Source organism: Pseudomonas cremoris, from assembly GCF_014230465.1.
Genome location: NZ_JAAXCY010000013.1, coordinates 16,268 through 27,752, shown reverse-complemented (window position 1 = coordinate 27,752; position 11,485 = coordinate 16,268). Strand labels below are relative to the sequence as shown.

Here is an 11,485-nt window from a genome sequence, read left to right as displayed (position 1 = left end):
CGATATGGGTATGCACAACCCACCTCACCCAGGCGAAATCCTGCTTGAAGATGTGATCCCAGCACTGGGCATCACCATCACCGAAATGGCCCGCCGTCTTGGGTTTGCCCGTGAGACGTTTTCAAGAATTTTGCATGGGCATGCGCCGGTCAGCCCGGACTTGGCGGTGCGGCTTGAACGCGCGGGTGTGAGTACAGGACGGTTATGGCTGTCGATGCAGAGTGCCTATGATTTGTGGCAGGCCGAACATCGGGAGCAGCCGGTGATTGAGCGGTTTGCGCGGATTGAGTAGCGGGCACGGTCTATCCAACGCTGAAGATCAAATGTGGGAGCGGGCTTGCTCGCGAATGCGCAGTGTCAGTCAGTATATTTGTAACTGATGCACCGCATTCGCGAGCAAGCCCGCTCCCACATTGGCTCTTCACAAGGCTTAAGGTCAGGCCAGGCCCGACTCCACCAGCAACGCTTCCAACCCCATCAAATCCGGCACCTTCGCTACATGCTCCCCCACCTGCACCGCCGCCAGCTCCAGCGGGCACAGCGGCACGTCCACGTAACTCAGCTGGCTATCGAGTTTGTACGACCGTGGAATGCCCTGGATCACCAACGCAATGAACTTCAACGTCGGCCGCCCGCCCAGGGCATTGAGCACCACAATGCGCGAGCGCTCGCCGGTGACGGCAGCTTCACCGCACACCGCTTCAAAGCTGATCAGCGGCAGTTGTTGATCCCGCCAGGTCACTTGTCGCAAGTACCACGGTGGCGCGTCGCTGGCCGGCTCGCCGCGCTGAAAGTCGATCAGCTCCGCGATGGCGACGTTGGGCAGTACCAGGTGGCGGTCAGCCAGAGGCAACAGCAGGCCAGTCAGTTGACTGGTGCGGTGGTCAAGCATGGGACTTGCTCCAGTAGGCGATGCTTTCCAGCAGCACCGACTCTTGGTACGGCTTGCCGAGGTAGTCATTCACGCCAATGGCCATGGCGCGGTCGCGGTGTTTCTGGCCGGTGCGGGAGGTGATCATGATGATCGGCAGGCGCATCAGGCGCGGATCGTTGCGCACTTGTGTGGCCACCTCAAAGCCGTCCATGCGCGGCATTTCGATGTCCAGCAGCATCAGGTCCGGGGTGTGTTCTTCGAGTACAGCGATGGCGTCGATGCCGTCCTTGGCGGTGAGCACGTTCATGCCGTTGCGCTCCAGCAGACGACTGGTGACTTTACGCACGGTGACCGAGTCGTCCACCACCAAGACCAACAGCGGGCGCTTTTTCAGGGGGTCGTTGAGGATCAGCGGCGCGTCCACCACCTGCGCCGGCAACGCCGGTTGACGTGCACGGATATGCGCCAGCAAGTCGATGATCAGCACCACGCGGCCATCACCGAGAATGGTCGCACCGGACAACCCCTGAACCCCGGCAAACTGCGGCCCCAGGCCCTTGACCACAATCTCTCGCGTACCGGCCATGGCATCCACATGCACGGCCACGTGCCGTTCATTGCACTGCACCAACAGCACCGGCACCGGCTGGTATTGACCCAGCAGTTTCGGGCGGCTGACGGTGTGCAGCAGGTCGCCCAGATAAAACAGCTCGTAACGTTGGCCGGCGTATTCGTAAGATGGCGGGTCTTGTTGGTAATGCCCCGCCAACTCATGGGGCAGCACCCGCACCAACCCTTCGATGGTGTTGAGGGGGATCGCGTATTGGTCGTCCGCACACTGCACCATGAGTGCGCGATTGACCGACACGGTGAACGGCAAGCGAATGCGAAAGTGCACGCCCATGCCCGGCGTCGACTCAATGAACATCGAGCCACCCAGCTGACGCACTTCTTCATGCACCACGTCCATGCCCACGCCGCGCCCGGAAATCTGCGTGATTTTTTCGGCGGTGGAGAAGCCCGGCTGCAGGATGAACTGCAACACGTCGCGGTCGCTGATCTCTTGATGGGGGTCGAGCAAACCTCGCTTGATTGCCTTGCGCCGCACGGCCTCCAACGGCACGCCCGCGCCGTCGTCGCGCATGTCGAAGACGATATCGCCACCTTCGTGGGTCAGGTCCAGGGTAATACGCCCCTTCTCCGGTTTGCCGGCCAACAGCCGCGCCTCCCGGGACTCCAAACCATGGTCGACGGCGTTGCGCAGCATATGCTCCAGCGGCGCCGCCATGCGTTCCAGGACATTGCGGTCCATCTCGCCTTCGGCATTGCCGACGACAAATTCCACGTCCTTGCCGAGCTCTTCCGCCACCTGGCGCACGATGCGCTTGAGGCGCGGCAGCATGCGTTCGAATGGCACCATGCGCGTACGCATCAGGCCTTCTTGCAACTCGGTGTTGATACGCGCCTGTTGCTGCAACAGGTCGTGGGCGTCCTGATTGCGGCTGTCGAGGGTATCTTTAAGGTCGAGCAGGTCGGACACCGATTCGGAGAGTGCACGGGACAGTTGCTGCAACTGGGAATGGCGGTCCATTTCCAGCGGATCGAATTCTTCATACCCCAAGCGCTCGGCCTCGGCCTGCTGGCGACTGAGGATGCGCCCTTGGGTTTCGGTGTCGAGCCGACGCAGTTGGTCGCGCATACGCTCAATCGTGGTCTCCACCTCAGTGAGGGCGATGCGTGCGTCGTTGACCTGCTGTTCGATACGGCCTCGGAATATCGAGGTTTCACCGGCCAGGTTGACCAGGTCGTCCAACAGGTCGGCGGAGATTTTCACCATGTCGGCGGCCGGGTCCACCACCGCCTCGGCCTTGCCTGCCGGCAGCGCAACCGGCACTACCGGTTCGTCACTCGGGTGCACCAGGCTTTTGATGCGCTCGATGAGCTTGTCCACCGACCCCACCGGCAAGCCATCCGCCACCGCATCGATCATCTGCGCCAGGCGGTCATGGCAGCCTTGCAGCAGCGCGAACAATTCCGCCGAAGGCGTCAGCAAGCCTGCAGACAAGCCTTCGTAGAGAAATTCCAACTCGTGGGCCAAATCGCCAATCGGCCCGATCTCGACCATGCGCGCGCCGCCCTTGAGGGTGTGCAAATCGCGCAGCAGGGTTTCCACCTCTTGGCGGTTGCCGGGCTCGGCCTGCCAACGCAGCAAAGCACTGCTGGAGCTGTCGAGAATATCGGCGGCTTCTTCGAGGAAGATATCCAGCAACTCCGGATCGGCGCCCGAGGCTTTCTCCACCACGGCTGGCGTCGCGGGCGGGTTGTTCTGACGCAGTGCCCGCACCTTGGCAACCAGTTCGGCGCTGTCGCTCAAGGCATGATGGTGTTGCAGTTCTTCCAACTGCAACGCCAACCGCTCGTGGCTGGCCATCAGCACCTGGGACAGCTCGGCGCTGTAGCTGTAGCGCCGGTCCACCAGGCCTTCGTACAGACATTCCAGCTCATGGGCCAGGTCGCCAATCGGTCCGATTTCGGCCATGCGCGCGCCACCCTTGAGGGTGTGCAAATCTCGCTGCAACGAGGACAACGGCGCGGCGTTGTCGGGTTCCAGCAACCAGCGCTTGAGGGATTGCCCGGCGCTGTCGAGGATATCCACGGCTTCTTCGAGGAAGATCTCGACGATCTCATCGTCCATGGCCGTTTCGTGATCCAGCTGCTTTGTCGCGGCGCCCAACTCGGAAATGCTCAGCGTACGGCTGCCATCGCTTTTGATCAGGCCGGTGGCGGACGGATCAAGCGCTTCGTCCAGCAGCTCGCGTAGGGCCTCGACCCGCGCCGGCGCCGGGCTGATCTCCTGGCCGGCGGCCAGTTGATCGAGCATGTTGATCAGCGCTTCATGGGCCTGTTCGGCCTCATGGAAAAACCGTTCGCTGACCGCCAGGCTGCTTTCTTCCACGGCGCCATACAGGTCGAGCAAGGCTTCGCACAACTCATCGATGGGGTGCAGGTCGGCGATGTGCGCGCCCTCCCCCAGCGTGGTCAATTCGTCCAGCAACGCGGTGAGTTCCTGGCGCTCGCCGGGATGCTGTTGCCAGCGGCGCAGCAGGCTTTCGGCGTCGAGCAGAATGTCCATGCCCTGGGCCAGAAAGTTGGCGATCAGCTGTGGATCGCGCTTGATGCGCAGGCCGGTGTTGGGCGCGTCGAGCAACGCAGCCAATTGCTGATCCAGCAGGCTTTGGGTGCGGTTGATCAGGTCTTGCGCACCTTTGATCGGTGCCAAGGGGTCGTTGTTCAGGTGACGCAGCCCACGCTGGAACAGGCCCTCGGCCTCCAGCAGCAATTCCACCTCATCCAGGTCCAGCGGTAGGCGGTGGGCTTTGTATTCGCGAGTCAGGTGATCCAGCGGGCGCGCCAGTTCGGCAATGGGCAGCACGCCGGCCATGTAGGCGCTGCCTTTGAGGGTATGCAGGGCGCGCTGCAGTTCATCGCTGACTTGCAGCGGCACGTGTTCGGCGGCCTGTTGCAGGAAGTGGTTGATACTTTCCAGGTGGCTTTGGGCTTCGTTGCGGAAGATCTCCAGCAACATCGGGTCGTGGGCTTCGGCGGCCGGTACCTGGGCACCGCTGGCCAGTGCATGGGCGCGAGCGGCCAAGGCATCGACTTCGTCCCGTTGATGCTGGTCGTCGGTGGCGAAGTCGTCGATCAATTCCGGTAGCAGGGCTACGGCTTCATCCAGGACCTGTTGTACCTCGGGGCCCAGGACTACGCTGCGTTCCAGCACGCGGTTGAGCAGGTTTTCCACGGCCCAGGCCAGCTCGGCCAATACCAAGGCGCGGACCATGCGGCCGCTGCCCTTGAGCGTGTGGAAGGCCCGGCGCATTTCGCCTTGGGCGGTTTTGTCGGCGCTGTCGGGCAAGTAGCGGTGCAGCACTTCGAGGACTTCATCGGTTTCTTCGAGGAAGACTTCGCGCAGTTCGTCGTCAATCGGCGCTTCATCAGCCGGTGGCGGCAGCAGGCTGCCGGGGCGTTGCAACGCTGGCGGGTTCAGCCGCGATGTGGGGCTGGCCAATGCGTCGAACTGGGATTGGTTGGGAGCAACCTCGCTGGACAGCACACCGTCCGGCGCAACCAGCGCCTGGCGCCACGGCTTTTCAGCCGGCAGGTAACCCAAGGCTGCCAAGCCTTGCGTGGCCAGTTCCAACACACGCTCGCCATCGGCGTCCGGGTCTTGGAGCATGCGCTCCAGGTAGTACTCCAGGCTGCTGATCACATCGGCAAAATGCCCCAACTGCGCCTCGGGCGGGCGGATGCCCTCGACCATCAATTGTTCGTCGACGTAATCGGCGCAGCCGCGCATCAGGCTCGCCGCCCGTGGCAGGGGAATCATGGCCAGTGCACCGCGCACCTGGCTCAGCACTTCGGGCAGTGACTCCATGCGCTGCCGGTCCCAATCGGCTTCAATGCAGTCGATGACCAACTCTTTGGCCTGCTTCAGGCACTGGCAGCACTCACGGATCACCAACTGGTGGATCTGGGTCAGGTCGGTGGTGGGCAAGCGGCTTTCTTCGCGGCTTTCCGGCTCGACGGTGCCGACCATGCCTGCCAGGGTTGCCTCGACGTAGAGCAACGCGCCGGCGACGTCCATCAGCACCGCGTCATTAGGCTCGCGCTGACCCTGGACCAGGCTCAGCACCACGGCCAGTTGGTCGATGATGACTTTGCGCGGCTGGCCAAAACCCAGCACGGCCAAGGTGTCAGCGATCTGTCGCAGCGGCGCCAGCAGCGCATCCAGGTCACTGGTGTGCTGACGGTCGCTGCGCACGAACAGATCGAGACGCTCCTTGACCCGCACCAGCTCCTCGCACAGCGCACCGAGTACCGAGCCCATGGCATTGCGGTCCGGCCCCGCAAGGCGGGCGCGCTCGGCATCGACCACGGCGCTGTCGGGCAAGGCTTCGTCCAGGCCGTAGCGCTCCTTCAAACTCTGCATGCGCGGCGTCGGCCGGGTGACTTTGGCGACATAGAACAACAGGCTTTTGAGCAACTCATCCGGTGCCGGCTGGTTGATGCCGCCGATACCCTGGGCGAGCAATCGCTTGAGCTGTTTGTCACTGGCTTTGAGCAGGCTGCGCAGCGCAGGGCTGTTGGCGATCACGCCAGTGAGCATGCCTTCGACCAATGCCGAGGTAACTTGCCACAGCGGCAGCAACGGGGCGCCCTGGCACAGGGCTTCAAGGCGTGCGAACACCCGCGCCATGTCTTCCAGGTTGCTGGGGCCATGGTCTTCGCGCAGCAAACCGGCCAGGGCTTGTTGCAACAGTTGGTGCCATTGGCGCAGTTGGTCTTGCAGGTCGGCGGATGCACGTTGGGCCAGGGCTTCATCCGGCAAAGGCGCAATCGACAGCAACTGTGGGCTGAACAGGCTGGTCTCCGACAGCAGGCTTTCACCGCGCGCGCTGCGCAGGTCGTTAAGCAGCGGCAACACCACCAGCGGCAGGTCGCGGCGGGCACTGTGCACGCGGTCCAGGTACAGCGGCAATTGACTGAGGGCCTGCTGCAGCAGGCGGATGCTTTCTTCACGCTGGCTGACATGCCCGGACTGGAGCGCCAGGGCCAGTTCTTCGATCTCTTCGGCCAACAATGCTGCGCCGTAGAACTCGACCATTTGCAGCGCGCCATGCACTTGGTGAACGCCCGCCAGGCACTCGCTGATAGCCTCGCCGTCAGCAGTTTCGACAAAGGCGTCCAGCGCCGAACGTGCCTGTTTCAGGGTTTCGGCAATGTCGCCCTTGACCCATTCGAGGGCCACGTAGTCGTGCCGATCAACCATAACTGCTCCGCTGAAAATTCATGGGTTGCCGGGATCTCGAACCAGAAGGAGATCCAGTGTGGGAGCGGGCTTGCTCGCGAATGCGGTGTGTCAGCTAGTAGATCAGCTGACTGATACACCGCATTCGCGAGCAAGCCCGCTCCCACATTTTGACTGCATTTCAATCATCGGCCTGTTTGGCCGCAGGCAGGGTGAAGCCCGAAACCGACCTGCGCAACTGGCTCGCCATTTTCGCCAGGTTGCCGATGCTCTCAGCAGTGGCGGTCGACCCCGAAGACGTCTGCGTAGTGATCTGCTGAATCACATTCATCGTCAACGAAATCTGCCCCGCCGAACTCGTCTGTTGCTGCGCTGCATTCGAGATGCTCTGAATCAACGCCGCCAAGGTTTTCGATACGCCTTCAATCTCTTCCAGCGCCACCCCGGCGTCCTGCGCCAGGCGTGCCCCGCGCACCACTTCGGTGGTGGTCTGCTCCATGGAAATCACCGCTTCGTTGGTGTCGGCCTGAATCGCCCGCACCAGGGTTTCGATCTGTCGCGTGGCCGCCGACGAACGTTCGGCCAGCCGTTGCACTTCATCGGCCACCACGGCGAAACCGCGCCCGGCATCTCCGGCCATGCTGGCCTGGATCGCGGCATTGAGAGCGAGGATGTTGGTCTGGTCGGCGATGTCGTCGATCAGGCTGACGATGTCGCCGATCTCCTGGGACGACTCGCCCAGGCGCTTGATGCGCTTGGCGGTGTCCTGGATCTGCTCGCGAATGTTGTCCATGCCATGGATGGTGTTGTGCACCACCTCATTGCCCTTGTTGGCGATCTCTACCGAGCGCTCCGCCACCGCCGAGGACTCGGCGGCATTGGCCGATACCTGGTCGATGGACTGGGCCATCTGGTTGATCGCCGTGGAAGCTTCGGCGATTTGTTGGGCCTGGTGTTCCGAGGCCTGGGCCAGGTGCATGGCGGTGGCCTGGGTGTCCTGCACCGCACCGGCGACTTGGCCGGCGGTGAGGTTGATGGTGGCCACCAGGTCGCGCAGCTGGTCGACGGAATAGTTGATGGAGTCGGCGATGGTGCCGGTGAAGTCTTCGGTCACCGAGGCGGTCACGGTCAGATCGCCGTCTGCCAGGTCTTCGATTTCATCCAGCAGGCGCATGATCGCGTTCTGGTTGCGCTCGTTCTTTTCGGCGGTTTCATGCAGCTGGCGGTTGGTTTCGCGCACCATCACCAGCCCGATCAGGATGATCGAGGCCAGCGCCAGCAAGCCCAGCACATAGCCGCCGATGGTATCGAAGGTGCGCCCGCTGGCGAGGTTTTCAAAACCGGTGGCCAGGTGCGAGGCTTCATCGAGCAGGGTTTGCGAGAGGTTGAAGATATTGCTCGCCGAGGCGCGAACCTGGAACAGTTGCGGCGAGGTTTCGAGGATTTCATCCACGGAGCCGGAGACGAACTCGAACAGCTCGGCGATTTCCGCCAACCGCGCTCGCGCATCGTGGTCTTCGACCTGGGTGATACGCAGCCCGGCGTTGCCCTGCAGCATGCCGTTGAGTACCTGGCCGAATCGGTTGGCGTCGCGGCCAAAGGCATCGGCAGCCTGGGCGGCGGTTTCGTCGCCGGCGAGCACGGTGTTGACCGCGCCCAGAATGCGTTCGGCCAGCAACGACTGGCGCTGGGCCAACGCTACCTGGCTGGCCGGAGCGCCGCGTTGCAGCAGGATGTCGACGACCTTCTCCGACTCCATTTGCAATTGCGGCACGGTTTCAGCCAGGGTCGCGGCCACTTGGTGCAAGGACAGGACCGTCTGCTCGCTGGCCAGGATCGCATCGGTGTTTTTCAGCAGCGCTTCCCAATCGGTCTGCACGGCGCGCATTTCGGCGCGTACCGCACTGGGCGCGGCGGGCAGGCCGGTTTCAGGGTCGCCCTTTTTCAGGTAGCCCCAACGCTGGGCGAAGTCGTTGCGCGCATCGCCCAAAAGCTTGAACGCCGCAGCCTTGCCGGCGGCGGCTTCGGTGGCGTTCTTGGCAATGCGCTGGGACAGCACCCGCAACTCACCGGCATGGCCGATGTACTGCTTGTCGTAGGTGGACTGGGTGTTGAGGTACGCAAAGTTGGCGAACAGCAGCATGATGAACACGATTAGCGCGATAAACAGCACGATGATCTGCGAACGGCTGCGCGACGCGGCTTGGGGTTTGGGCGTGGTAACGGTGGTCATGCGGCAACATCCATGAAGCCTGGGGCCTGCGCCAGGGCGAAGGGGCTGAAGACCTGCCACAGCGGTTCGCCATCGAACTGGCCCTGGATAAACGGCGCGCCGGGAACGGCGTTCGCCTGCAATGCGTCTTGCGCGAAATGCTGCATGCCTACCACCTCGTCCACCAGCAGCCCGACAAACAAGTCGTTGTATTCCACCACCAGCACTCGCCGTTGCTTGCGTGCCCTGGACAGTTCAAGGCCGAGAAACCCGCCCAGGTCCATCACCGGCAACAGGCGCCCGCGCAGGTTGGCCACGCCCTTGACCCAGGCCTTCACCCCGGGCATCAAGGTGCAGCGCGGTTCATGCAGGACTTCGGCGACTTCGCCCATGGGCGCTACGTACCAATGCAGCCCCACGCGAAAGCCGATGCCGCTCCAACGTTGCAGGCGGGTTTCCTGCGACGGCAGGTCGGCGGCCAGCAGGCGGCAACGGCGGTCGATGTCCAGCAACAGCTCAAAGGCGGTTTGCGACTCGGTCATGATGGCCTGCCGTCAGCCGGCCAGCACCTTGTTCAGGGTGGCGATCAGGGTGTCTTCGTCCACCGGCTTGGTCAGGTAGTCCTTGGCCCCCTGGCGGGCGCCCCAGATCTTGTCGGTTTCCTGATCCTTGGTGGTGATGATGATGATCGGGATGCCGTTGGTTTCCGGCTCCTTGGACAGCTGGCGGGTGGCCTGGAAGCCGTTGAGGCCCGGCATCACGATGTCCATCAGCACGGCGTCGGGTTTTTCCTGGCGGGCCAGGGCCACGCCGTCCGCGCCGTTTTCGGCCTTGAGGACCTGGTGACCATGCTTTTCCAGCATACCGGTCAGTTTGTACATTTCGGTCGGCGAATCGTCGACGATCAGAACACGTGCCATGGTTTTCCCCACTACTTAGGTAGACGCCAGCCCTTGTGAGGTGGTGTCAGTGTGCTTGTTCTACTGCGGCGAAGGCAGGCACGTAGGCCTTGATCGCGCCCAGCAGTTCTTCCTTGCTGAAAGGCTTGGTCAAAAACTGATCGACACCCACGATGCGCCCCTTGGCCTTGTCGAACAGGCCGTCCTTGGAAGACAGCATGATCACCGGGATCGACTTGAACGCCGGGTTGTTCTTCACCAGGGCGCAGGTCTGATAGCCATCCAGGCGCGGCATCATGATGTCGACAAAGATAATGTGCGGGTGATGATCAACAATCCGGGCCAGGGCATCGAAACCGTCGATGGCCGTGATGACTTCGCACCCTGCGTTCTTCAACAGGGTTTCGGCGGTGCGGCGGATCGTCTTTGAATCGTCGATCACCATCACTCTCAAGGCGTTGGAATGCTGTTCCATATCTGCTCTACCATCGCCACAGCGAATCGGTTTTCGGTGTGTACTGCCTGATGTTGCACAGGATGAGCGCCGCAAGCCTTGGAATTCAAGGGCTGCTGCGCCGTGGCAGTCTTTTTAGCACAGTCTCCGGGCGCAATCTATCGAGCAACCGGCCAGGTGGTTTTTCCTTGACCCACAACAGCCGCAGCGCCACTCTGACGCCACTTTTATGCGCCCTAATTTGCTAGAGGAAATCCCCCATGAGCGTTCGCGTCGGCATTGTCATGGACCCTATCGCCAGCATTTCCTATAAAAAGGACAGTTCGCTGGCCATGCTCCTGGCCGCCCAGGCCCGCGGCTGGACCCTGTTCTATATGGAACAGCGCGACCTTTACCAGGGTGACGGCGAGGCCCGCGCTCGCATGCGCCCGCTGCAGGTGTTCGCCAACCCTGAGAAGTGGTTCGAACTGGCAGACGAAGTCGACAGCCCCCTGAGCGACCTGGACGTGATCCTGATGCGCAAGGATCCGCCGTTCGACATGGAGTTCGTCTACTCCACCTACCTGCTGGAGCAGGCCGAACGTGCCGGCGTATTGATCGTCAACAAGCCGCAAAGCCTGCGCGACTGCAATGAAAAGCTGTTCGCCACGCTGTTCCCACAGTGCACCCCGCCGACCGTGGTCAGCCGCCGCGCCGACGTGCTGCGTGAATTCGCCGCCAAGCACGGCGATGTGATCCTCAAGCCGCTGGATGGCATGGGCGGCACCTCCATCTTCCGTCATCGCGCCGGCGACCCGAACCTGTCGGTGATCCTGGAAACCCTGACCGCCTTGGGCACCCAGCAGATAATGGGGCAGGCCTACCTGCCGGCAATCAAGGACGGCGATAAGCGCATCCTGATGATCGACGGTGAACCCGTGGATTACTGCCTGGCGCGCATCCCGGCAGCGGGCGAGACCCGTGGCAACCTGGCGGCCGGTGGCCGTGGCGAAGCGCGTCCGTTGTCGGACAAGGATCGCTGGATCGCAGGCCAGGTTGGCCCAACCCTGCGGGAAAAAGGTTTGTTGTTTGTAGGCCTAGACGTAATTGGTGAGCACCTCACCGAAATCAACGTCACCAGCCCGACCTGTATCCGCGAGATCGACAACGCATTTGGCACGAACATCGGCGAAATGCTGATGGCCGCCATTGAGCGCAAGCTACAAGCCAAGTGACATAGAACAGCCGGACACAAACC

General features: G+C 62.4%; 8 protein-coding genes. 2 read left to right on the top strand and 6 right to left on the bottom strand.

Annotated elements, in window-relative coordinates; all coding sequences use genetic code 11:
- The first annotated feature begins 4 nt into the window (after positions 1 to 4).
- Complete coding sequence (locus HF257_RS27415; RefSeq protein WP_105699617.1) at positions 5 to 292, top strand: HigA family addiction module antitoxin; 288 nt, start codon at positions 5 to 7, stop codon at positions 290 to 292.
- A 144-nt stretch (positions 293 to 436) separates the two neighbouring features.
- Here HF257_RS27415 and HF257_RS27410 read toward each other — a convergent pair whose 3' ends face one another.
- The 6 genes from HF257_RS27410 to pilG all read right to left on the bottom strand — a co-directional run bounded on the left by HF257_RS27410 (position 437) and on the right by pilG (position 10,269).
- Positions 437 to 892 carry a chemotaxis protein CheW gene (locus HF257_RS27410; protein ID WP_185709141.1) on the bottom strand — a complete coding sequence of 152 codons (456 nt, stop codon included), beginning with the start codon at positions 890 to 892 and terminating at the stop codon, positions 437 to 439.
- Entirely contained in the window at positions 885 to 6,704 is a 5,820-nt protein-coding gene (locus tag HF257_RS27405) for an Hpt domain-containing protein (protein ID WP_185709140.1), read from the bottom strand. Before HF257_RS27405 ends, HF257_RS27410 begins: the two co-directional genes overlap by 8 nt.
- Before the next feature lie 160 nt (positions 6,705 to 6,864).
- Positions 6,865 to 8,916 (bottom strand): methyl-accepting chemotaxis protein, encoded by a 2,052-nt coding sequence (locus HF257_RS27400; protein WP_185709139.1) that lies wholly within the window; start codon positions 8,914 to 8,916, stop codon positions 6,865 to 6,867.
- Positions 8,913 to 9,437 carry a chemotaxis protein CheW gene (locus HF257_RS27395; protein WP_185709138.1) on the bottom strand — a complete coding sequence of 175 codons (525 nt, stop codon included), beginning with the start codon at positions 9,435 to 9,437 and terminating at the stop codon, positions 8,913 to 8,915. Before HF257_RS27395 ends, HF257_RS27400 begins: the two co-directional genes overlap by 4 nt.
- 12 nt (positions 9,438 to 9,449) lie before the next feature.
- Positions 9,450 to 9,815, bottom strand: coding sequence for a twitching motility response regulator PilH (gene pilH, locus HF257_RS27390; RefSeq protein WP_003234583.1), 366 nt, complete (start codon positions 9,813 to 9,815; stop codon positions 9,450 to 9,452).
- Positions 9,816 to 9,861: 46 nt separating this feature from the next.
- Positions 9,862 to 10,269 (bottom strand): twitching motility response regulator PilG, encoded by a 408-nt coding sequence (gene pilG / locus HF257_RS27385; RefSeq protein ID WP_026137140.1) that lies wholly within the window; start codon positions 10,267 to 10,269, stop codon positions 9,862 to 9,864.
- 239 nt (positions 10,270 to 10,508) lie between these two features.
- On the opposite strand from pilG, the gene gshB reads away from it, so the two are divergent.
- A complete protein-coding gene (gene gshB / locus HF257_RS27380) occupies positions 10,509 to 11,462 on the top strand; it encodes a glutathione synthase (RefSeq protein WP_185709137.1) in 954 nt (317 codons plus the stop codon).
- The last annotated feature ends 23 nt before the right edge of the window (positions 11,463 to 11,485 follow it).